This is a genomic window from Pannonibacter sp. I15F10I1 (assembly GCF_900185665.1).
In the GTDB taxonomy this organism is placed as follows: Bacteria; Pseudomonadota; Alphaproteobacteria; order Rhizobiales; family Stappiaceae; genus Pannonibacter; species Pannonibacter indicus.
This window is the reverse complement of record NZ_FYAN01000007.1, coordinates 262,752-283,833: the sequence shown is the minus strand read 5'-3', so window position 1 is coordinate 283,833 and position 21,082 is coordinate 262,752. Positions and strand designations below refer to the sequence as shown.

General features: G+C 64.2%; 20 protein-coding genes. 9 read left to right on the top strand and 11 right to left on the bottom strand.

The window, feature by feature from the left end; translation table 11 throughout:
* Window positions 1-63: 63 nt before the first annotated feature.
* On the bottom strand, window positions 64-1,164 hold the full coding sequence (locus IF10I1_RS05820; protein WP_122521185.1) for an alkene reductase: 1,101 nt from the start codon (window positions 1,162-1,164) through the stop codon (window positions 64-66).
* A gap of 94 nt (window positions 1,165-1,258) precedes the next feature.
* Window positions 1,259-1,891, bottom strand: a complete 633-nt coding sequence (locus IF10I1_RS05815) for a TetR/AcrR family transcriptional regulator (RefSeq protein ID WP_186393805.1) — start codon at window positions 1,889-1,891, stop codon at window positions 1,259-1,261.
* Between the two features lie 99 nt (window positions 1,892-1,990).
* Here IF10I1_RS05815 and IF10I1_RS05810 point away from each other — a divergent pair, with 99 nt between their 5' ends.
* Together IF10I1_RS05810 and IF10I1_RS05805 are read left to right on the top strand one after the other, a co-directional pair.
* Window positions 1,991-3,007 (top strand): LLM class flavin-dependent oxidoreductase, encoded by a 1,017-nt coding sequence (locus IF10I1_RS05810; RefSeq protein ID WP_186393806.1) that lies wholly within the window; start codon window positions 1,991-1,993, stop codon window positions 3,005-3,007.
* 63 nt (window positions 3,008-3,070) lie between these two features.
* The gene (locus tag IF10I1_RS05805; protein WP_186393807.1) at window positions 3,071-3,661 is read left to right on the top strand and encodes a hypothetical protein; all 591 of its coding nucleotides are present in this window, start codon (window positions 3,071-3,073) and stop codon (window positions 3,659-3,661) included.
* Window positions 3,662-3,670: 9 nt separating this feature from the next.
* Here IF10I1_RS05805 and IF10I1_RS05800 read toward each other — a convergent pair whose 3' ends face one another.
* On the bottom strand, window positions 3,671-4,156 hold the full coding sequence (locus tag IF10I1_RS05800; RefSeq protein WP_186393808.1) for a MarR family winged helix-turn-helix transcriptional regulator: 486 nt from the start codon (window positions 4,154-4,156) through the stop codon (window positions 3,671-3,673).
* Window positions 4,157-4,283: 127 nt separating this feature from the next.
* Here IF10I1_RS05800 and IF10I1_RS05795 point away from each other — a divergent pair, with 127 nt between their 5' ends.
* Together IF10I1_RS05795 and IF10I1_RS05790 are read left to right on the top strand one after the other, a co-directional pair.
* A complete protein-coding gene (locus IF10I1_RS05795; RefSeq protein ID WP_058900261.1) occupies window positions 4,284-4,709 on the top strand; it encodes an organic hydroperoxide resistance protein in 426 nt (141 codons plus the stop codon).
* Window positions 4,710-4,831: 122 nt separating this feature from the next.
* On the top strand, window positions 4,832-6,037 hold the full coding sequence (locus IF10I1_RS05790; RefSeq protein ID WP_186393809.1) for a lytic murein transglycosylase: 1,206 nt from the start codon (window positions 4,832-4,834) through the stop codon (window positions 6,035-6,037).
* A 466-nt stretch (window positions 6,038-6,503) separates the two neighbouring features.
* Here IF10I1_RS05790 and IF10I1_RS05785 read toward each other — a convergent pair whose 3' ends face one another.
* The 5 genes from IF10I1_RS05785 to IF10I1_RS05765 all read right to left on the bottom strand — a co-directional run bounded on the left by IF10I1_RS05785 (window position 6,504) and on the right by IF10I1_RS05765 (window position 12,890).
* Complete coding sequence (locus IF10I1_RS05785; RefSeq protein WP_186393810.1) at window positions 6,504-7,553, bottom strand: hypothetical protein; 1,050 nt, start codon at window positions 7,551-7,553, stop codon at window positions 6,504-6,506.
* A 344-nt stretch (window positions 7,554-7,897) separates the two neighbouring features.
* Entirely contained in the window at window positions 7,898-8,665 is a 768-nt protein-coding gene (locus IF10I1_RS05780; RefSeq protein WP_186393811.1) for an SDR family NAD(P)-dependent oxidoreductase, read from the bottom strand.
* 287 nt (window positions 8,666-8,952) lie between these two features.
* Window positions 8,953-9,777, bottom strand: coding sequence for an MBL fold metallo-hydrolase (locus tag IF10I1_RS05775; RefSeq protein ID WP_122519750.1), 825 nt, complete (start codon window positions 9,775-9,777; stop codon window positions 8,953-8,955).
* A gap of 11 nt (window positions 9,778-9,788) precedes the next feature.
* On the bottom strand, window positions 9,789-10,247 hold the full coding sequence (locus IF10I1_RS05770; RefSeq protein ID WP_050471401.1) for a cyclic nucleotide-binding domain-containing protein: 459 nt from the start codon (window positions 10,245-10,247) through the stop codon (window positions 9,789-9,791).
* A gap of 42 nt (window positions 10,248-10,289) precedes the next feature.
* On the bottom strand, window positions 10,290-12,890 hold the full coding sequence (locus IF10I1_RS05765) for an ABC transporter ATP-binding protein (RefSeq protein WP_186393812.1): 2,601 nt from the start codon (window positions 12,888-12,890) through the stop codon (window positions 10,290-10,292).
* A gap of 237 nt (window positions 12,891-13,127) precedes the next feature.
* Between IF10I1_RS05765 and IF10I1_RS05760 the strand changes: the two genes are divergently transcribed.
* Genes IF10I1_RS05760 through IF10I1_RS05740 form a run of 5 tightly spaced genes read left to right on the top strand, consistent with a single transcriptional unit; the run spans window position 13,128 to window position 18,640 of the window.
* A complete protein-coding gene (locus IF10I1_RS05760; RefSeq protein WP_122519749.1) occupies window positions 13,128-14,342 on the top strand; it encodes a glycosyltransferase family protein in 1,215 nt (404 codons plus the stop codon).
* A 36-nt stretch (window positions 14,343-14,378) separates the two neighbouring features.
* Complete coding sequence (locus IF10I1_RS05755; RefSeq protein ID WP_186393813.1) at window positions 14,379-15,599, top strand: glycosyltransferase family 4 protein; 1,221 nt, start codon at window positions 14,379-14,381, stop codon at window positions 15,597-15,599.
* 4 nt (window positions 15,600-15,603) lie between these two features.
* Window positions 15,604-16,713: a glycosyltransferase family 4 protein gene (locus tag IF10I1_RS05750; RefSeq protein WP_186393814.1), complete on the top strand. Its 1,110-nt coding sequence runs from the start codon at window positions 15,604-15,606 to the stop codon at window positions 16,711-16,713.
* Window positions 16,713-17,885, top strand: a complete 1,173-nt coding sequence (locus IF10I1_RS05745; RefSeq protein ID WP_186393815.1) for a glycosyltransferase family protein — start codon at window positions 16,713-16,715, stop codon at window positions 17,883-17,885. The genes IF10I1_RS05750 and IF10I1_RS05745 overlap by 1 nt, the downstream gene beginning before the upstream one ends.
* Entirely contained in the window at window positions 17,882-18,640 is a 759-nt protein-coding gene (locus tag IF10I1_RS05740; RefSeq protein WP_186393816.1) for a polysaccharide deacetylase family protein, read from the top strand. The genes IF10I1_RS05745 and IF10I1_RS05740 overlap by 4 nt, the downstream gene beginning before the upstream one ends.
* A gap of 110 nt (window positions 18,641-18,750) precedes the next feature.
* On the opposite strand, the gene IF10I1_RS05735 is transcribed toward IF10I1_RS05740, so the two are convergent.
* From IF10I1_RS05735 to IF10I1_RS05725, 3 genes are read right to left on the bottom strand one after another with little or no spacing between them, the layout of a single operon-like run.
* Window positions 18,751-19,197 (bottom strand): Fur family transcriptional regulator, encoded by a 447-nt coding sequence (locus tag IF10I1_RS05735; RefSeq protein ID WP_050471242.1) that lies wholly within the window; start codon window positions 19,195-19,197, stop codon window positions 18,751-18,753.
* A 26-nt stretch (window positions 19,198-19,223) separates the two neighbouring features.
* The gene (locus tag IF10I1_RS05730) at window positions 19,224-20,051 is read right to left on the bottom strand and encodes a metal ABC transporter permease (protein WP_186393817.1); all 828 of its coding nucleotides are present in this window, start codon (window positions 20,049-20,051) and stop codon (window positions 19,224-19,226) included.
* Window positions 20,041-20,955 (bottom strand): metal ABC transporter ATP-binding protein, encoded by a 915-nt coding sequence (locus IF10I1_RS05725; protein WP_186393818.1) that lies wholly within the window; start codon window positions 20,953-20,955, stop codon window positions 20,041-20,043. Before IF10I1_RS05725 ends, IF10I1_RS05730 begins: the two co-directional genes overlap by 11 nt.
* Between the last annotated feature and the right edge of the window lie 127 nt (window positions 20,956-21,082).

Genomic DNA, 21,082 nt, shown 5'->3' with positions numbered 1-21,082 from the left:
CTGGCACACAGAGAGGACTGCACCAGCCGGAAAGCATGTTCAGGCTCAGGTTCAGGCTGGGGCTCAGGCGGCCGCGCTGCCCTCAAGGGCCGGATAGTCGGTGTAGCCCTTGGTGCCGCCGCCATAGAGCGTGTCGCGGTCCAGCTCGTTGAGCGGGGCGTCACGGCGCAGGCGCTCCACCAGATCCGGATTGGAAATGAAGGGGCGGCCGAAAGCGACCATGTCCGCGCGGCCGCTTTCCACCGCCTCGATGGCGCTCGCCCGGTCATAGCCGTTGTTGGCGATGTAGATGCCATTGAAGCGGGCGCGCAGGGCGCCGATGTCCTCGCCCGGCTTCAGCTCGCGCGTGCCGCCGGTCTGGCCTTCCACCATGTGCAGATAGGCAAGGCCGTAGCCGTTGAGAATGTCCACGGCGCGGGAGAAGGTCTCGACCGGGTTGTCATCATGAATGCCATTGGCATTGGAGAAGGGGCTGAGGCGCACGCCCACCCGATCCGCGCCGATGGCATCCACCACCGCGTCCATGACTTCCTTGAGGAAACGGGTGCGGTTTTCCAGGCTGCCGCCATAGGCATCCGTGCGGGTGTTGGAGCCGGTGCGCAGGAACTGGTCGATGAGATAGCCATTGGCTGCGTGTATCTCGACGCCGTCGAACCCGGCGGCAATCGCGTTGCGGGAAGCCTTCACATAATCAGCGACGATGCCGGCGATCTCGGAGGTCTCCAGCGCGCGCGGCTGCGGCGTGTCGACAAAGCCGTTGCCGTCATAGACCTTGGACTGGGCAGCAATGGCGGACGGCGCAACCGGTGCGGCGCCGCCCGGCTGCAGCACATTGTGCGAAATGCGGCCGACGTGCCAGAGCTGGATCACGATCTTGCCGCCCTTGGCGTGAACGGCATCCGTCACCTTCTTCCAGCCCTCCACCTGGGCATCGGAATAGATGCCCGGCGTCCAGGCATAGCCCTTGCCCTGCGGGCTGATCTGCGAGGCTTCGGTGATGATCAGGCCGGCGCTGGCACGCTGGGCGTAATACTCCACGTGGATGTCATAGGGCGTATCATCTTCGGCGCGGGCGCGGTTGCGGGTCAGTGGCGCCATCGCAATGCGGTTCGCCAGCTTCATGCGGCCAGCCTGAACGGGGGAGAAGAGCTTTGCTTCCGTCATGATGTCTTCCTTCTTCCGGGTTGCTTTCCGCCCTTTCTGGATCAATCAGTCCATAATTGGGCGGGATTTGAGATCTGGTTATGCGTGAGGGGGTCTAGGCGGGGACGGCTTGCGGCGGAGCCAGAAGCCGGGCAAGCCCTTCGTCCAGCGCCGAGGTGATATAGGCCTCGTCCAGGCCGGACTTGCGCAGGGTCAGCGTGCCGATGGCAAGCGCGGCCAGCGCCCTTGCCCGGGCCCGCAGGGGCTCCGGCCCGTTTTCATCCAGCGCCTCGGCGATAATCGCCTCGATCCGCTCCAGATGATGGCGGCCAAGCGCGGCCACCTCCTCGTTCTGGGGGGCAAGCTCGGTGATGCAATTGACCAGCAGGCAGCCATGCTTGCCGCCGGACGGGTCCGCCAGCGCCCGCAGCATGGTGGCCACAGCCTCTGCCCGGTGCGCATGCGGCGCATCACCGATGGATTTCAGCGCCTCAAGCGCCGTTGCAGAATAGCGCCGCAGGGCGGCCAGCAGCACATCCTGCTTGGAGCCAAAGGCGGCATAAAGGGAGGAACGGCTGATGCCCATCGCCTGTGTCAGGTCGTCCAGCGACGTCGCCTCGAAACCCTGACGGCGGAACAGCTCCAGCGCCGCACGCAGAACCTCACCCTCGTCATAGGAACGCGGGCGGCCCGGACCGGCAGTTGCACCGGCAGCAGAGAGGCGTGGTTCGGCAGTCTTTTTCGTCATGGCCTTGAATATGGACTGCTCAGTCCGTAATTCAAGGGGGACACGAACAGGCCACCCTGCCTGTCCACCCTTTGCACCGCAAACAGCACGGAGGCGCATATGCTGCCCTACAGCATGCTGGATCTTTCCCCCATTCCCGAAGGCTCGGACGCGCGTGATGCGCTGGCCAGCACGCTGGATCTTGCCCGCCATGCGGAAGACCTCGGCTTCATCCGCTACTGGCTGGCCGAGCACCACAACATGCCCGGCATCGCCAGCGCGGCCACGGCCATCGTCATCGGTCAGGTGGCCAATGCGACGAAGCGCATCCGCGTCGGTGCGGGTGGCATCATGCTGCCGAACCATGCTCCGCTGGTGGTGGCCGAGCAGTTCGGCACGCTGGCGACCTTCTTCCCCGGCCGCATCGATCTGGGTCTTGGCCGTGCACCCGGCACCGACATGGGCACCGCCCGCGCCCTGCGCCGCACGCTGCAGGCCTCCGATGACTTTCCGGCCGATGTAGAAGAGCTGATCGGTTACCTCTCCCCGGCCCAGCCCGGTGCGCAGGTGCGGGCCATCCCCGGCGAAGGCACGGAAGTGCCGGTCTGGATCCTCGGCTCCAGCCTTTATGGCGCGCAGCTGGCAGCTCACTTCGGGCTCCCCTATGCCTTTGCCTCGCATTTCGCGCCGCAGGCGCTGGATCAGGCAGTCACCATCTACCGCAGCCGCTTCCAGCCGTCCCGCCATCTTGAGCGCCCGCATTTCATGCTGGCGGTGAATGCCTTTGCCGGGGAGGATGACGCGGAAGGCATCTATCTGCGCTCTTCCATGCAGCAGGCCTTCGCCAACCTGCGCAGCGGCCGGCCCGGCCCCCTGCCCCGGCCTGTCGGGAACATCCAAGCGGTGCTCGATCCGCAGATGCTGGCCATGGTGGAGATGGCGCTCTCCTGCAGCGTCACCGGCGGGCCGGAAACCATCCGCAGCCAGCTTGCCAGCCTGATCGAGCGCTACCAGCCGGACGAGATCATGTTCAACGGCAACATCCACGATCCCGCCGCCCGCAAGGCGTCCTTCACCCGCACGGTGGCCGCCCTTAAGGACGTGACGGGAGCGATGGCACCCCAGGCGGCCGGGTGAAAATCCGGCCATGGTGGGCGCCAGGGTCTGGACTGTGCTAGGCTGGGGCCAAGGAGCTTCCTGATGCCGACTGTCCGTGCCTTGTTTCCTGTCTTCTGTCTCGCCGCCAGCCTTACGGCGGCGGGAGCGGTGCCGCCTGCGGCCGCTCAAGGGCAGGACATGACGTGTGATGCCTCCGCGCGGGACTTTGCCAATGCCCACGCGGGCGGCGGGCGGGACATGGGCACCAGCATTCTGGAAGGCGCGATGAGTGGCACGGTTGCCGGCGGCGCCTGGGCTGGCCCTTCCGGCGCAGAGCGCGGCGCCCGCGCGGGAGCAGCGCTTGGCGTGCTCGGCACCATGGCGCAGGACCCGCGCGTCTGGCAGGCACTTTACGACAGCGCCTACCGGACCTGCCTGACACAAAGATACAGCACACCGGGACACAGCGCGCCTGCTTACGGTGTGCCTGCCTATGGCGCCCCGGTTTTCGGCGGGCAGGCTCAGGGCGCGCAAATGCCACCGCTGCCGCCCCAGCCGCCTGCACCATCCGTGCCTCTGGAAGAGTTTCAGTCCTCGGGCGCGCCCTGCGGCTCGAGCGCCAGCTACCGCAAATTTGCGCCCGGCACCCAGCCCTCGACATTTACCGCAAGATCCGGCGGCAACTGCCAGTAGGGCTGGCACTCAGGCCTTGAGGCTTGCCGTGGCCTTTTCCAGCGCCAGATGAAGCTCGCCGAGCCTGCGCTTCAGGTCGCGGATTTCCGCAAGATCCAGCCCTGTTGCCCCGCCAATGCATTCCGGGATCGCCTGCCCGGCCTTGCGCATGTGCGCGCCCTTGTCCGTCAGCTTGACGCGCACCTGCCGCTCGTCTGCCGCATCACGGCGGCGGGCGACAAGCTCCATGGCCTCCAGACGCTTCACCAGTGGCGTCAGCGTGTTGGATTCCAGCCCCAGCCGCTGGCCGAGCCCGCCAACCGTCTGGTCATCCTCCTCCCAGAGCACCATCATCACCAGAAACTGCGGATAGGTGAGCCCCAGCCCCTCCAGCAGCGGCTTGTAGGCGCGGTTGAAGGCGTGATTGGCCGAATAGATGGAAAAGCACAGCAGGTCCCCAAGGGTGCGAGGACTGGAGCCGCCGGCACTTTCGGGGGAACAGGTGGATGGGGTCATGGGTTACTCCTTCAGGAGAAGAATTTAGTTCGCGCACGATTGAATCGCAACGCTTGACAAGCAGGTATAACCAGCCTATCTATCTCTTGCGATTAAATCGCACACGACTTAAATACAGGAGACCGAAATGCCCGTGAACGTTCTGTACACCACCGCAGCCCGCGCAACCGGTGGCCGTGACGGCTCCGCCGAGACTCTCGACGGCACCTTCAAGGTCAGCCTCTCCACCCCGAAGGAACTGGGCGGCGCAGGCGGCGACGCAGCCAACCCGGAAAAGCTGTTTGCCGCCGGCTACTCGGCCTGTTTCCTTGGCGCCATGAAGTTCGTGGGCGGCCAGACGGGCGTAAAGGTTCCCGCCGACACCACGGTCACCGCAACGGTGGGCATCGGCCCGCGTTCGGAAGGCGGCTTCGGCCTTGAAGTTTCCCTCGCCGTTTCCCTGCCGGGCCTGCCGCAGGAGCAGGCGCAGGAGCTGATCGAGAAGGCGCATCAGGTGTGCCCCTATTCCAACGCCACCCGCAACAACATCGACGTCAAGCTGTCGCTCGCCTGAGCGAAAGCCCTGTCTGACGGACCGGCGGCAGGAGCCATCCTGCCGCCTCCCTTTTGTAGGCGGTTGACGGCTTCCGCCTGACGGGCCACCCTCTCGCAACCTTGGAGAGACGGAGTCGCCCGATGAAAGCCCTTTCCCGCAGCAGTCTCATCCGCACCGCTGCGCTTGCCCTTCTGACCGGCCTTGCCGCCACGCCCGCCTTCGCGGCGCAGCAGAAATGCGGCGGCGATTTCAAGACGTTTCTTGCAGGCGTGGAGCAGGAAGCCGTCGCCAGCGGCGTCCCGCAAGGCATTGCGGCGCGCGCTCTTGCCAATGCCCAGATCGACAAGAAGGTCCTCTCGCGCGACCGGGGACAGGCTGTCTTCAGGCAGACCTTCACCGAGTTCTCCGCCCGCTCGGTCAGTTCCGCGCGCCTGCAGCACGGCGCCAACAACATGAAGAAATATGCGCAGGTCTTTGCCCGCGCCGAGGCGGAATACGGCGTTCCTGCCGCCGTCATCACCGCCTTCTGGGGGCTGGAGACGGATTTCGGCGCCGTGCAGGGCGACTTCAACACCTTCAACGCCCTCGCCACACTGGCGCATGACTGCCGCCGCCCGCATCTCTTCCGGCCGCAGTTGATTGCCGCCCTGCATATGGTGGCCCATGGCGATCTGGATCCCGCCACCACCACCGGCGCTTGGGCAGGCGAAATCGGCCAGGTGCAGATGCTGCCCGAGGACATCATCCGCTATGGCGTTGATGGCGATGGCGACAACCACGTGGACCTGAAGAACTCTGCGCCCGACGCCATTCTGACGGCGGCGCATTTCATCCAGTCTCTCGGCTGGCAGCGCGGCCAGCCCTGGCTCATCGAAGTGGAGACGCCGGACAACCTGCCCTGGGCGGACAGCAGCCTCGACAAGACCAAGCCTGTCTCCGAATGGGCAGGCCTTGGCGTCAAGGCCCGCAGCGGCGCGTTGCCAACCGGCGCCCTGCCCGCGTCTCTCATTCTGCCGCAGGGGCGCAAGGGGCCGGCTTTCCTCGCCTTCCCCAATTTCGGCATTTACCTGAAATGGAACCAGTCCTTCATCTACACGACGAGCGCCGCCTATTTCGCAACGCGCCTCGCCGGTGCGCCGGTGCTGGCCAAGACATCGCCGGAACCGGGGCTGGATGATGCCGGCATGCGGGCGCTTCAGACAAAGCTGCAGGCCCGCGGCCATGACGTGGGCAAGATCGACGGCATCCTCGGCTCCGGCACCCGCCGCGCCGTCCAGGCCGAACAGCAGCGCCTCGGCATCCCAGCCGACGGCTGGCCGACGCCGGCCTTGCTGCAGAGGCTGTGAGGGAAAGAGGCTTGCCGTCCGTTGTCAGCCACAGCTTCGCGGGCAATGTTTACAACGGACTGCCAGTCAGGCTTCCTGGTTACGGTTTGAGGAAAGCCTGTGTTCTGGTCATTCCGGCACGGCGTTTCAGCTCCCCTCCCCCTGGTGGGGAGGGGTTAGGGGTGGGGGGAAGGCCTTTCCGGCTGGCAGAGTATCCATTGATTACAGACAGTCTCCCCTCTCCAGCCTCTTCAGGAAGAGTTTTTTCAAACCCTTGCAGGCTCAGAGCCCCCCACCCCTTACCCCTCCCCACCAGGGGGAGGGGGGCGGAGGCGCACTGCCATCATGCCGGTGCATTCTTCCTTCGTGCGTCCAATGTAAATACTGCAACCTTCATGGAGACGACAACGGAGCAGGAACCCTGCCAAACGAAAAAGCCCGGAACCGTAAAGCTCCGGGCCTTTCTATTTCACACGCCGGAACGCGGTTACTTCCAGCTCTGATGATCGGCAGCGGTGCAGCCGTAGGGTGCGCGGTCGTGGCCGAAGCGGGCCTTCAGCTGGTCACAGCCCCAGCGGTTGAGCGGCTCGGGCATCATGTTGTTGATCTCCATGCCCGGCTGCTGGAACGCGGTGGGCGAGCTGGTCACGTACCAGACCCAGAAGCCAACGGCACCCACGAACATCAGCAGGATGATGCCCACGAAAGCCTTCACACCGCGCATCACCACCTGACCGGCCGACGGAGCGGGAGGACCCGCCATCGCCTGCGTGGCAGCCCCTTCATCGGACGGCACGTCGAGGCCTTCCAGCGGCCGCAGAGCGGTCTGGCGCTCTTCCTCCGTCATCTCGATGCGGGCAAGCTGATCATCCAGCAGCACCGGCAGGGCCGAATTGCCATGGCGCACGGCAAGAGCCACCGCATGGCCATTCTGCTGGCCGACAATCATCGGCAGCTGGCCGTTTTCCAGCCGCGTATGGGTCACCCGGCCCGTCTTGTCCTCGGCGAGATTGTCCGTATAGGTGATGAAGAGGCTGTCCTTCCTTGTCTCAAATCCGGTCACTTCGACCGGGATTTCCTTCAAGACGGCCGGATTGCGCAGGCGCTTCTGCACCCCAAGGGCGCGGATATACTGGAAGATATTGTAGAGGCAGATACCGAACAGCAGCAGGCAGAAGCCGCCAAGCGTCAGGATACGGTTCCAGAGCTTGTCGAGGCCGAGCGTCAGCGTTGCCAGTTCCGGGTTGTCACGGGAGATGACGACGCCCGCCTCATAGTCCCCCATGTGAATGTCGAGGAACATGATGCGCACATCGCTCTGATAGGCCTTGCCGTCGAAACTATAGGCAACCTGTGCCTTGCAGTCGGTGAAGACGCCGCGCCGGGTGGTGCACTGGCCGTTGCGCACATCCCCTTCCACTTCAACCGGATTGAAGCTGATGCGGATGTCACGCCAAAGATCCGGCCCTTCCCATGCGAGAAGGAAAATGCCGAGCGCCAACACGATGGGCACTGCCCAGAACAGCGCCTTCGGCATGGATACAACATCCCCCTTCAGGGAGAGGGGGCGTGCGGGTAAATCAAGCAGTTGGGGTGCCATGAGACCTCTTTCTCGCAACTAGCAGGTGCGTCCCTGCGAGTTCTACGGAGATGCAAAGTCCAGAACTGGCATCCACATCACAAAGTTCCGCTTTGGCGGCTGTGTGAGCAGATTTCTTCATGGCTGCGGAAGAGGTCTGTGGAAAAGCGCAAGAATGCGCGCTCCTGCCCGGCAGTGATACGCCGCCAAACAAAAACAAACGCCGCATCAAGTCCTGATGCGGCGCCTTGCAATCTGCCCCATGGGCATCAATGATTTGCTGCATCAAGCCAAGGCCGGCATCAGCGCGGGGCCATACGGATGGCACCATCAAGCCGGATGGTTTCGCCGTTGAGCATTTCGTTCTCGCAGATGGCCTTCACCAGCTGCGCATATTCGGCGGCCTTGCCGAGGCGCGAGGGGAACGGCACCTGCTCGCCCAGCGACTTCTGCACGTCCTCCGGCAGCCCCAGAAGCATGGGCGTTTCAAAAATGCCGGGGGCGATGGTCATGACGCGGATGCCCGACTTCGACAGGTCACGGGCGATCGGCAGGGTCATGCCGGCAATCCCGGCCTTGGAAGCGGCATAGGCCACCTGCCCCACCTGCCCGTCAAAGGCGGCGACAGACGCGGTGGAGACGATGACGCCGCGCTCGCCGTCTGCGTTCAGCGGGTCCTGCGCCGACATGCCGGTGGCTGCATGGGCGATGCAGCGGAAGGTGCCGGAAAGATTGACCGCGATCACCTTCTCGAACAGCTCCAGCGAATGCGGCTCACCGCGCGAGGTGGTCTTGGCGGCAGGGGCAATGCCCGCGCAGTTGACGAGAATACGTTCCACGCCATGGGCGGCGCGGGCGGCGGCAAAGCCGGCCTTGACGCTCTCCTCATTCGTCACGTCGACGCTGACGAACAGCCCACCGATCTCCTTCGCAACCGCTTCGCCCTGCTCCACGTTGCGGTCGAACAGGGCCACCTTCACGCCGCTGGCGGCCAGAAGCCGGGCCGTCGCCGCGCCCAGGCCCGACGCACCACCGGTGACAACAGCCGCAATGGCGGATGAAAGCTGCATGAGTTCCTCCTGTATATATATCGATCAAGCCAATGATTCATATCGTCTTTTACCGCTTTCATTGACGAAAGCGTCATATACAGGAGACTCTGCGCCGAAAGTCGCAGGCGGTCAAGCCGGACAGCCTTCGGCGAAAGAGGGGATGGCGGAGCAAACTTCCGTAGCGGAGGCGGGGACGCGGAAACAGGGGCACCCGCCCCGGTAAGACCAAGGCTTCCGCTGCTCACGCATCACGCCTTGAAACGGCTCAACGCCGCACGGGCTTGAGAAAATCCCCGCCTGCGGCTTTATGGCCGCAGGATCATGCCTTCCATGGCGGTCAGGCAGCCTGGATAGGCGGCACTTGCGGCGGCGGCAATCTCGTCCATGCCATCATCCATGCGGCGCGGGTCGTGGTGGAAGAGGACGGGCGTCTTCACCCCGGCCTTCTGCGACAGTTCCACCGCCTTCTGCCACGTGGAATGCCCCCAGCCGCGATAGGTGGGATATTCCTCATCCGTGAACATGGCGTCGTAGATCATCACATCCGCGCCTGCGACGAAGCGCTCCACATTGGCGTCGATCTCAGGATCGCCATGCTCGTGGTCAGTGATGATGCAGATGGATTTGCCCTGAAAATCGAAGCGGTAGCCGCAGGCCCCGCCCGGATGGTTGAGGCGGATGGTGCGGATCGACAGGCCATCCTGCCGCGGCAGGTTTTCCCCGGCGCGGAAGCTGCGGAAGGTCACTGCCTTCAGCGTGTTGGCGGCCACGGGGAAGATCGGGGGCGACATGATCCGGCAGATGATATCGGTCAGGTCCGTATCGTCCTGAAAGTGACCGGCCCAGGCATTGATGGTGAAAGAGGGGTCATAGGCGGGCTTGAAGAAGGGCAGGCCGCAGATGTGATCGAGATGCGTATGGGTGAACAGCAGGTCAAAGGACCGGCTGCCCTGGGCGCACAGGTCCGCACCGAGCTTACGCGCGCCAGAACCGCAATCGACCAGAACGAGCGCGTCCCCCGCCCTCAGTTCAAAACAGGTCGTCTCGCCGCCATACTTCAAGGTGCCGGCCCCAGGAGTGGGGGTCGAACCACGCACGCCCCAGCACCGGAGCCAGAAATCTTCCGCCACGCGGCCTCTCCCTATGCTGCCGCTTCACCAGACCTGGCAGCGGCCAGATCGCGGGTGGTGCGCTCAAGACGCTGGGCCAGAGTTCTCATCACTTCCAATGACATATCAGGAAATTCTTTCAAAAGTTTCAGGAAATCGTCCTTGCTGACAGACAGCACATCCATATCGGTTCTGGCAACCAGCGTCGCGGTTCGCGGCACATCGCAGAGAATGGCGATCTCGCCGACAATGGAATGCTGGCGGGCGATGGCCACGGTCTGGTCCTGGCCGTTGCTGCGCACCTGCACATCCGCCTCGCCCTTCAGAATGATGAAGGCCGTATCGCCCTCCTCGCCCTGCTCGCACAGATGCTCTCCCGGCTGAAAGCCGATCCGGTCACTGATAAATGCCAGAAGCCGCAATTTGGTTTCATCGATGCCCCGGAACAGGGGCACCTTGCGCAGGGCGTCGACTTCCAGATCGAGAGACACGGCCAACCTCCATTACACCATTACTTGCAGCCAGAGCTTGTTTCAGGCTTGTTCTTCCCTGTTGTCCTGCCGGACGGTCCGGCCCTGATCCATGATCACGGCCTGATCGAATTCCGAGGCTATGTCAGCATGCGCCGTTCCGAACAGTACCGTACGGCCCGCAAGGATCTCCCGCAATATGCGGCGCAACTGTTTGTCATCCTCACCGGGACCGGCGGCAACATCGTCCAGAATAGTGACCGGCGCATTTTTCAGCAGGCCTCTGACGAGTGCAAGCTTGCGCCGCTGGCCGGCGGACAGGCGCGAGCCGCTGACACCCACATGGTAGTCAAAGCCGGTGAAGATGATCGGCTCGCGCAGCCCCTCCTCCTCCACAACCTGCCGCACCAGCGCGTCGATCCGCTGGCGCGCATCGCGCCTGTCGAGACGGGCGCGGCCGAAGAGCAGATTGTCCTCGATGCTGAGAGGCGGCAGATAGACGGCCGGATCAACCGCGATGAAATTGCGGCTGCCGTTCACCACCTTGTGCCGGAAGTCGCGCCGGGCCTCGACAACCTTCGCCCGCATGTCCTCGTCCAGAACGCCCAGGCGGTGGCGGGCGGGAATGAGGCGGAAGGCCAGCGTCACAAGGCGCGCCCGGTCAGCCGGCGTGATCGTGTTCTTCAGGGCTTCGGAACGGAAGGCCCGCACGATCCGGTCAAACTCGGGCAGATCATCCTGCGTGATGAAGGAATAGGTGCTGAGCAGCCCTGAATCGCCGCTGACATTGGCAAAAAGCTCCACCATCGTCTCGGCAATGCGCAGGCCCAGCAGCTGCAGCTTCGTCTCCAGTCCGGTGTCAGACAGGAACTGCTTGACCTCCGGCATGGACGGCATCTGGTCCATCATCACATTGGGATCAGAGGGCACGGCAAAGAACAAGTTCTCGGCCAGCGAGGCATTCTGGTTGAAGGCGTTGACGTCCCACAGTTCGACCAGCGCGGCGATGCGGCCATCTTCGGCAATACGCTCGCCAATGTGGGCGCGCACGGCCAGAAGGCGCTCGACAAAGCCCGGATCGCGCGCCGGATCAAAGCGGGACTGGAGGCCAAGGCGGTAGATGTCCCCCTCCATCCCGGCCGCAGACAGCAGCGCCAGCGCCAGTACGTCCAGATCCTCCCGCGAGGCAACGCCCGCAGCCCGCAGATCTTCCCAGGTGGCATGAATATCATGCAGCGGATTGCGGGTCTCCCGCGCCTCGCGCAGGGCCCGCAGGAAGCTGTCAAGATCCTTGCCTGTGCGCTGCACCTCGTTCTGTGGCCGGTGCTTCAGCCCGTAATAGAGATTGTCGCGGATGGTGCCGGTCCAGATGTGCACCGCGCCGCCCACATAGGCGATTTCCCGGCCGAGAGTTGCCTCACCCAGCTTCTCCAGATCGTGACCGCCAATCTCCACCCGGCCCGAAGTGGGACTGACCAGCCCTGCGGCAAGTTGCAGCACTTCCGAACGGCCGGAGCCATCTCCGCCGGCGATGGCGCAATGGGTGCCTTCCGGCACATTGAGGGAAATGCCGAACACTTCCTGACCTGCCGCGCCGCCGGAGAAGCTGACATTGTGCATCTCGAGCGCACCCGTGAGGCTGGTGCGCTCATCGGCCACCAGCCGTTCGACCGGATAGATGTCTGCGGCGTCGAAGTTTTCCACAACGGTCTGGTATTTCACCTGCACGTCAGCGACGAGCTGGTAATAGGCCAGCAGTTCCTTCCAGGGGCCGGCCAGATCCTTGTAGGCGGCAATCACCGCCAGCAGGGCACCGATGCTGAGATTGCCCTGGATGACCAGATAGCCGCCGATCAGATAGAAGAAGAACGGCGTCAGCTGGTTCATGAAGTTATTCACGAACTTGATGAAATATTTCCGGTTGTAGATCTCGTAGCGGATCTTGAAATTTTCATAGAGACGGTCGGCAATATCGGCAGAGTGCAATGCGGAGGTATCGTTGGCGTGGATCTCATGCACGCCGGTGATCGTCTCTCCCAGCTTGTCGGAAATGACGCGGACGTTCTTCACGCGCTGGCGCGACAACAGCACGACCTTCCGCTGAAGCTTCGGGATGATATAGGCCTGAAGCGGATAGGAGCTGACGGCGGCGAGGCCCAGCAGCGGGTCCTGCATGAAGATGAAACCCACCTGCACCACCAGAAGGCCGCCCTGATAGGCGGGCAGCGCTATGGCATCGCCGACGAAACCGCCCACATCCTCCACCTCGGCGGTGATCATCGGGATGATTTCGCCGGAGCTCACCTTCCGGAAATGCGGCAGGCGGAACCTGAGCACACGTTGAAAAAGTTCAAAGCGCAGGCGGCGCAGCATGCGCTCGCCCAGCCGCCCCTTGTAGACGTTGATCCAGAGCTTCAGCCCGTTGCTGACGACAACGAGGGCCAGAAACGTGAGGCAGAGCAGGAAGAGATAGGAGATCTGGTCAAACTCAAATCCCTGAAACTCCCTCGGAAAACCGTCACCCTGCACCGCATCGTTGACGATCTGTTTTGGCAGCTCCAGCAGGATGTAGCTGATCGGATAAGACAGGACTGTGAGAAAAAGAATGAAGAGCTGCTGCCGCGCACTGAACTTCCAGATGAAGCGAAAAAGGCTTTTTTCCATAGGTGAAGTCCAGTCTGGCGAAACTGCGGCCATCCTTGTACTGGTATGACGTTGCCAGTTAACTCGCAACGCCGGATATGCCATAGAGGCAGAAAGTTTTTCTGATCCGCCCCAAAACTGCCGGAATTCAAGAGAGCAAAAGCGCAGGACGGACAGGGATTGGCTTCAGGCCGGAGCGGCTGACGCTCACGGAAAGCCGCGACAGAGACACAAGACGGGGCATGCACGCGGGGGCACATGAAGTCCGAATCGCCACGAATCCTGATCTACAGCCATGACTCCTTTGGCCTTGGCCATCTGCGCCGGTGCCGTGCCATCGCGCAGTCACTGGTCGGCAAGTTCGACACGCTGTCGGTCCTGATTCTCTCCGGCTCGCCCATCATCGGCAGCTTCGAATTCCGCTCGCGGGTGGATTTTGTCCGGATTCCCGGTGTCATCAAGCTGCGCAACGGGGAGTACACCTCCCTGTCGCTGCATCTCAACATCGACCACACGCTGGAGATCCGCTCCTCCATCATCGAGCATACGGCGCAGGTCTTTGCCCCGGACATCTTCATCGTCGACAAGGAGCCGCTGGGCCTGCGCGGCGAGGTGCTGGGCACGCTGGAAATGCTGAAGGAAACCGGCACCCGGCTGGTTCTGGGGCTGCGCGACGTGATGGATGACCCGCAGATCCTGCAGCAGGAGTGGGAGCGCAAGAACGTGCATCCCGCGCTGGAAGACCTTTATGACGAGCTGTGGGTCTATGGCCCGGAAGGCATGTGCGACCCACTGGCCGGGATCGACCTGCCGCAGTCGGTCTTCGACAAGATGCTCTACACCGGCTTCCTGCGCCGCGACATGCCCAAGGGCGCAAAACTGTCCGAACCCCTGCCCTTTGGCGATGAGCCCTTCATTCTGGTCACGCCCGGCGGCGGCGGCGATGGGGTGGAGATGGTCGACTGGGTGATGCGGGCATATGAATCGCACGGGCGGCCGCTGTTTCCCGCCCTGATCGTGCTTGGTCCCTTCATGCCGGGAGCCGCCGTAACGGATTTCATGGCGCGCGCCGAACATCTGCGCGACGTGCATATCATGCGCTTCACGCCGCAGATCGAGCCTTACCTTCAGGCGGCAACGGCCATCGTCGGCATGGGCGGCTACAACACCTTCTGCGAGATCCTGTCCTTCGACAAGCCAACGCTGCTGGTGCCGCGCATCATCCCGCGCCGGGAGCAGGCGATCCGCGCCGCCCACGCCGAGGAAAAGGGCCTGCTGACGGTTCTGCCGATCGAGCGCTATCCGGAGGTCAAGCCCATGCTGAACGCGCTCGCCGCACTGCCCGGCCAGCCTCGCCCGTCCATGGCGGGTGTCGACAACCTTCTTGGCGGTATCGAGGTGATCGAGACACGCGTGGAGGAAATCCTGTCCGCACGCTCCCGCTTCCAGCAGCCGCGCCGCTCCGCCGTCTGAGCGCGCCCTTCCAGATCAAGACCAGAGGCCCCTCCCATGTCCCGCATTGCTGTTGTCGTGAAAGGCTATCCGCGCCTGTCGGAAACCTTCATCGCGCAGGAAATCCTCGGGCTGGAGCGCCGGGGCATCGGCCAGCTGATCGTTGCGCTGCGCAAGCCCTACGACCCCTTCATTCACGAGTTGCACCGGCAGATCAGCGCCGAAGTGCTGTACCTGCCGGAATATCTGAAGGACGATCCGAAGCGTGTTGCCCGCGCCCGCCGCTGGGCGGAGCAGCAGCCCACCTATGCCGCTGCCCGCGCCCTGTTCGAGGCGGATCTGAAGCATGAGAGCAACGCAGGACGGCACCGGCGCTGGGGTCAGGCCTGCGTCTTCGCCCATGAACTGCCCGAAGATGTGACGTGGATCCACACCCACTATCTGCACACGCCCTGTTCGGTGGCGCGCTATGCGGCGCATCTGTCCGGGCGCGGCTGGTCCTTCTCGGCCCATGCCAAGGACATCTGGACGAGCCCGGAATGGGAGCTCAGGACCAAGCTCGATGACGCTGCCTGGGGCGTGACCTGCACCTCCGTCAATGTGGATTATCTGCGCGGCCTTTCGGCCGACCCTGCCAAAGTGGAGCTGGTTTATCACGGGCTGGATTTCACCGGCTTTCCCGAACCCTCGGGCCGCCCCTCCACCCGCGATGGCAGCGGCGAGCCGGTGCGGCTTCTGTCCGTCGGCCGGGCCGTGGCGAAGAAGGGCTATGACGATCTTCTGACCGCCCTCGCCCGCCTGCCGCAGGGGCTCAACTGGCATTTCACCCATATCGGCGGCGGCGAACTGTCGGACACACTCAAGGCGCAAGCGGACAAGCTCGGCCTTTCCGCCCGCATCACCTGGATGGGTGCCCGCCCGCGTGAGGAGGTGATTGCCGCCTCCCTTGAAGCTGACCTCTTCGTGCTGCCCTCCAAGGTGACGAAAAGCGGCGACCGGGACGGGCTGCCCAACGTGCTGATGGAGGCCCAGTCCATGGGCCTGTGCTGCCTGTCCACCGCCGTTTCCGCCATCCCCGAGCTGATCGACAACGGCGAAACCGGCATTCTGGTGCCCCCGGCAGATCCCGCAGCACTGGCCGAAGCGATGGCCCGGCTGATCACCACGCCCGCCCTGCGTGATGAACTCGGGCTTGCCGCCTCGCGTAAGGTGCGGGCCGAATTTGCCACTGCGCCGGGGCTGGACCGGCTGGCGGTGAAGTTCAAGGCGCTGGTCTGACGGGATGCGCGCCGCCTTCTACGCGCCGATGAAACCTGCCGATGATCCGGTGCCCTCCGGCGACCGGACCTTTGCGCAGCTTATCCTGCGGGCGCTGGAGACGGGCGGCCATGACACCCGCGTGGCCAGCCGGCTGAAGACATGGCGCGCCGCGCCGAAGGACCTGCCGGAGGCCCATGCGGCGGCACAGGGCGAAGCAGAGCGGATCATCGGTGGCTGGGAAGCCGAAGGCTGGCGGCCGGAGGTGTGGGTGACCTATCACCTCTATCACAAGGCGCCGGACTGGATTGGGCCTGCGGTGGCGGACCATTTCGCCATTCCCTATGTGGTGCTGGAGGCAAGCCGGGCGCCCAAGCGCCAGACCGGCCCTTGGGCATATGGGTTTGCCGCTGCCGATGCGGCCCTTCAGCGGGCTGACGCGGTGGGCGCGATCCACCGGGCCGATGCGGGCTGCCTTGAGCCGGTGCTGCCGCCGGATGTGCTGCATCTCTTCCCGCCGTTTCTCGATGCAACGCCGTTTCTGAAGCCGCGCCCGGCCCTCTCCGAAGAAGGCCCCGTGCGGCTGCTGGCTGTGGGCATGATGCGCCCCGGCGACAAGGAAGCCTCCTACCGGGTTCTGGCTGAGGCACTGGCGCAGCTGATGGATCTCGACTGGGAGCTGACCCTCGTTGGCGGCGGACCTTCCCACGAGGTTCTGACGCCGCTGTTTCCCGCCGCCCGTTGCCACTTCGCCGGGGCCCTGCCGCCCGAAGCGCTGCCTCAGCAGTATCTCTGCCATGATGTGTTTGTCTGGCCCGCCATCCGCGAGGCCTTCGGCTTCGTCTTTCTGGAGGCGCAGGCAAGCGGGCTGCCGGTGGCAGGCGGCGCCACCTTTGGCGTACCGGATATCGTCGAGGATGGCCGCACCGGGCTGCTGTCCCCCGAAGGTGACGCTGGCGCCCTTGCCGCCAGCCTGCGCCGCCTGATCCAGAGCCGGGGCCTGCGCAGCACCATGGGAGAGGCTGCCCGCGCCCATATTCTCGCCCGGCATGATCTCGCTGCAGGCGCTGCCCGGCTCGATGCCCTTCTCCATACGGCGCAAAAGCATTATCTGGGTGTGAGGACAAGACCTTGATGACCAGCACATCCACACGCCCCTTGCACGCCTTCATCCATGTTCAGCACCTTCTCGGCACTGGCCACGCGGTGCGGGCGGCCGCCATCGGGCAGGCGCTGGCGGCACGCGGCGTGGACGTGACGCTGGCGACCGGCAACATTCTGCCGCCGACGCTGGATGTCACCGGCCTCACCGTCATCGCCCTGCCGCCGGTGCGCAGCCCCGATGCGGTGTTCAACCGGCTGGTGACACCGGAGGGCATTGACATTGACGAAGCCTGGATGGCCCGCCGGGCAGAGGCCACGATGGCGGCCTTCACGGCGCGGCCCGTCGATATCCTCCTCACCGAAACCTATCCCTTCGGCCGCCGCCAGTTCGAGTTCGAGCTGGCACCGCTTCTGACCCATGCCCGTGCCTTGCCGCAGCGCCCGCTGACCGCCAGCTCCATCCGCGACATTCTGGTGCGCAAGCAGCAGCTCTGGAAGGAAGAGTGGATGGCGGATCAGGCACTGGCCTCCTATGACCGGGTGCTTGTTCATTCCGATCCGGATTTCGTCGAGCTTGGCGACAGCTTCCCCTTCGCGGACCGCATTGCCCATCTGGTGCGCTACACCGGCTATGTCAGCACGGACGGGCGTCCCGAGGCACCCGGTGAGGATGGCCGGGACGAGGTGATTCTCTCCTGCGGCGGCGGCGCCGTCTCTGCTGCGCTGATCGAGGCCGCTCTTGGTGCCCGCGCCCTGTCTGCCCGCGCCAATGACGCACGCTGGCGTCTGCTGGTGGGCCACGACGTGGAGGCGGACGCCTTCGCCTCCTATGTGGCACGCACGCCGGACGGCGTGATCGTGGAGCGGGCACGGCGGGATTTCCCGAACCTGCTCGCCCGTGCAAGGCTGTCCGTCAGTCAGGCGGGCTACAACACGGTGCTCGATATCCTGCGGGCGGGCGTGCCTAGCGTGCTTGTGCCCTTTGCGCAGGTGAAGGAAACCGAGCAGACCCAGCGCGCCGAAGCGCTGGCCGGCCACCGCCGGGCTGTCATGCTGGCCGAGAAGGACCTTTCTGCCGCAGCCCTTGCGCGGGCGGTGGATGAGGCCTTGTCCCTGCCCCATGCCGCCACCTCCGTGCGCCTTGGCGGCGCGGAGGCGAGCGCCGACATTCTCCTCAAGGATCTGGAAGAGTTCCGCACATGACGATTGAGCTTGCCGCGTTCCGGGACAGCCTCAGGGCGCATCTCGACTGGTTTGCGGAGCGGGACCGGAAAGTGCGTTTCTGGTGGCGCGATGATGATGCCATTGAGCCGACGCCTGCGCTTGAGGCCATCCTTGGCCTTGCCCGTGCCCACAAGGTGCAGGTGGCCCTTGCCGTCATTCCCCGAAACGCAACGCAAGCGCTGGCGCAGCGGCTGGCGGAGGATCCCCATGCGGTGGTGCTGCAGCATGGCTGGCAGCATCTCAACCACCAGCTCAAGGACCTTGGCGAAAAGGCCGCCGAATTCGGCACGCGGCGGGATGAAACGGAAGCGCTGGCGGAGTTGAAGGCCGGATACGAGAGGCTTGGCCAGCTGTTCGGGCCGCGCTTTGTGCCTGCCATGGTGCCGCCCTGGAACCGGATTGCCCCCGGCATCATCCGCCTTCTGCCGGAGGCCGGGCTGACAGGCCTGTCCACCTTCACCTGGCACTACCACGGGCCGCATGTGGTGCAGGCGCATGTGGACATCATCAAGTGGAAGAAGGACCGGCGCTTCATTGGCTGGAAGAGTGCGAGGAAGCGGCTCGACCTGCAGTTTCTGCGCCGCCGCAACACGGACGGCGAACCGCTGGGCATTCTCACCCATCACCTCGTTCACGACGAGGGGTGCCAGGCGTTTCTCGAAGACTTTCTCGCCATCGCCGCGCACCATCCCGGTGCAGACTGGCCGGACGTGCCGGGCCTCTTCAGCGAGTAATACAAGCACTCAACGAGCTTGATTTATTGGGTGCTGGTCAAGCCCGTGCGGTGCATGAGCAATTTCAAGGCCTGATGCGTCAGCAGCGAAAGCCTTGGCATGAGAAACTGTCATTGCGCGGCAGCGGCATCCTTGCAGGTGCAGCAGAGGCCGCGCAGTTCGATCACCGTCTTGTGCAGGACGAAGCCTTCGCCCTTGGCCCAGCCGCTGAGCCGCTTGGAGACCTCTTCATCGGCAAACTCGGTCACTGAGCCGCAGGTTTCGCAGATGGCAAAGGCCGTGCTGGCGTGATCCTCGCAGGAAGGATGGCGGCAGGCGACGAAGGCATTGAGGCTTTCCAGCCGGTGCACCATGCCCATTTCAACGAGCTTTTCCAGCGCCCGGTAGACCTGCAGCGGCGCACGGAACCCCTCCACCCTCAGCTTGTCGAGGATGGTATAGGCCGTCAGCGGCCCTTGCGCCTCTTCCAGCGCGCCGAACACGAGGTTCTGGTTGCGCGTCAGGCCCGAGCGGTCGTGGTGATGGTGGTGATGATGATGGTCGTGGTGGTCACTCATCGTCGTTTCCTTCTCTCCGCCGCCGGTCAGCCCTGGCCCACACTGTCTGCGCGCCGCTTGCGGCCCAGCATGGCCCACGCTGGAAACAGGCTTACACCGAAAAGCAGCATAGCCGCCACCACGATGGAAGGTCCTGAGGGCGTGTCAAAATGCAGTGAGGCAAAAAGCCCCATGACGACGGCACAGGCCCCGACCAGCGCCGCGACCACCGCCATCTGCTCGGGCCCGCCGGACAGCCGCCGGGCGGCCGCAGCAGGAATGATCAGCAGAGCGGTGATCAGCAGCACGCCGACAATCTTCATGGCAATGGCGATCACGGTCGCCATCAGCACCATGAAGATGAGGTTGGCCCGCTGCGGCTGCATGCCTTCTGCTTCGGCCAGATCCGGATTGACGGTGGCGGCAAACAGCGGCCTCCAGATCATCGCCAGCACGACCAGCACGGCTGCGCCGCCTGCATAGATGATGCCGATGTCCAGCCGCGAGACGGACAGGATATCGCCGAACAGGAACCCCATCAGGTCCATGCGGATCCAGGTCATGAAGGCAAGGCACACGAGGCCCAGCGCCAGAGACGAATGAGCCAGCAGCCCCAGCAGCGCATCGGACGACAGCCCGCCGCGCCGTTGCAGGGTCAGCAGCAGCAGCGACACCAGCGTGCAGATGACGAAGACCGCCAGCGTGATGTTGACATTCAGCAGGAACGCCAGCGCCACACCCAGCAGCGAGGCGTGGGACAGGGTGTCGCCGAAATAGGCCAGCCGCCGCCAGACGATGAAACAACCAAGCGGGCCCGCCACCAGCGCAACGCCGATGCCGGCCAGAATGGCACGGGTGAAGAAATCATCCAGCATGGCGCTCATCCTTCTTCACACCGCCACAAGGCTCTGCGCCTGCTTCATGGGCGTGATCATGTCCATGGTGATGGTGACCATGATGGTCATGACTGTGGCCATGGCTGTGATCGTGATGCCCGTCGCCCGGATGGCAGCTGTCGGTGACCGAGCCATCCGCATGGCGGACGCGGCCATCAGGCAGATGCTCGTGATCGTGACTGTGCTCATAGACCGCCAGCGCCCCTGCGGCACGGATGCCGAAGAGTTCGCGGTAGGCGCTGGAGCGGGCGACATTGACCGGCGTGCCCCGGCAGCAGACATGGCCATTGAGGCAGATGACCTGATCGGTGGCGGCCATCACCACGTGCAGGTCGTGGGAAATCATCAGGATGCCGCAGCCGATCCGGTCGCGCAGGTCCTTGATCAGGTCGTAGAGCAGGATCTCGCCGTTGTAATCCACGCCCTGCACCGGCTCGTCCAGCACGAGGAGGTCCGGCTTGCGGGCAAAGGCGCGGGCCAGCAGCGCCCGCTGCATTTCGCCGCCAGAAAGGTTGCGCATCTCGGCCTTGATCAGATGGGCGATGCCGGTGGCGGACAGGGCCTCGACGGCTTCGGCTTCGGACAGCGGCGACGTCAGGCGCATGAAGCGGCCGACCGTCAGCGGCAGCGTCCAGTCGATGGCAACCTTCTGCGGCACGTAGCCAACCCTGAGCCCGTGCTTGCGGGCCGAAGTGCCCTCCGTCGGCGCGATGATGCCGAGCGACATCTTGGCCGTCGTGGACTTGCCGGATCCATTGGGGCCGATGAGCGTGACAATTTCACGCGGGGCCACGGTCAGATCGACGCCGCGCACCAGCCAGCGGCCGTCGCGCTGCACGCCGGCATTGGACAATTGGATGAGATGGGAACCGCTGGGAGACAAGCCGGTTGCTTTCCAGTGTGAGGATCGGGGTTGCCGCGACTTATCTCATACGTTATACGATCACGCAAACAATGTAACAACATAACATCACAAGTTCCGCCTGACGCGCCTCCTGCGCCGGGCCTTT

Excerpts from the sequence above, each read along its gene's own strand:
- IF10I1_RS05730 (WP_186393817.1), bottom strand. The coding sequence starts at position 20,051 with ATGCTGGATGATTTCTTCACCCGTGCCATTCTGGCCGGCATCGGCGTT.
- IF10I1_RS05780 (WP_186393811.1), bottom strand. The coding sequence starts at position 8,665 with ATGCAGCTTTCATCCGCCATTGCGGCTGTTGTCACCGGTGGTGCGTCG.
- IF10I1_RS05800 (WP_186393808.1), bottom strand. The coding sequence starts at position 4,156 with ATGACCCCATCCACCTGTTCCCCCGAAAGTGCCGGCGGCTCCAGTCCT.
- IF10I1_RS05745 (WP_186393815.1), top strand. The coding sequence starts at position 16,713 with ATGACCAGCACATCCACACGCCCCTTGCACGCCTTCATCCATGTTCAG.
- IF10I1_RS05815 (WP_186393805.1), bottom strand. The coding sequence starts at position 1,891 with ATGACGAAAAAGACTGCCGAACCACGCCTCTCTGCTGCCGGTGCAACT.
- IF10I1_RS05790 (WP_186393809.1), top strand. The coding sequence starts at position 4,832 with ATGAAAGCCCTTTCCCGCAGCAGTCTCATCCGCACCGCTGCGCTTGCC.
- IF10I1_RS05785 (WP_186393810.1), bottom strand. The coding sequence starts at position 7,553 with ATGCCGAAGGCGCTGTTCTGGGCAGTGCCCATCGTGTTGGCGCTCGGC.
- IF10I1_RS05740 (WP_186393816.1), top strand. The coding sequence starts at position 17,882 with ATGACGATTGAGCTTGCCGCGTTCCGGGACAGCCTCAGGGCGCATCTC.
- IF10I1_RS05795 (WP_058900261.1), top strand. The coding sequence starts at position 4,284 with ATGCCCGTGAACGTTCTGTACACCACCGCAGCCCGCGCAACCGGTGGC.
- IF10I1_RS05820 (WP_122521185.1), bottom strand. The coding sequence starts at position 1,164 with ATGACGGAAGCAAAGCTCTTCTCCCCCGTTCAGGCTGGCCGCATGAAG.
- IF10I1_RS05750 (WP_186393814.1), top strand. The coding sequence starts at position 15,604 with ATGCGCGCCGCCTTCTACGCGCCGATGAAACCTGCCGATGATCCGGTG.
- IF10I1_RS05755 (WP_186393813.1), top strand. The coding sequence starts at position 14,379 with ATGTCCCGCATTGCTGTTGTCGTGAAAGGCTATCCGCGCCTGTCGGAA.
- IF10I1_RS05760 (WP_122519749.1), top strand. The coding sequence starts at position 13,128 with ATGAAGTCCGAATCGCCACGAATCCTGATCTACAGCCATGACTCCTTT.
- IF10I1_RS05765 (WP_186393812.1), bottom strand. The coding sequence starts at position 12,890 with ATGGAAAAAAGCCTTTTTCGCTTCATCTGGAAGTTCAGTGCGCGGCAG.
- IF10I1_RS05805 (WP_186393807.1), top strand. The coding sequence starts at position 3,071 with ATGCCGACTGTCCGTGCCTTGTTTCCTGTCTTCTGTCTCGCCGCCAGC.
- IF10I1_RS05810 (WP_186393806.1), top strand. The coding sequence starts at position 1,991 with ATGCTGCCCTACAGCATGCTGGATCTTTCCCCCATTCCCGAAGGCTCG.
- IF10I1_RS05735 (WP_050471242.1), bottom strand. The coding sequence starts at position 19,197 with ATGAGTGACCACCACGACCATCATCATCACCACCATCACCACGACCGC.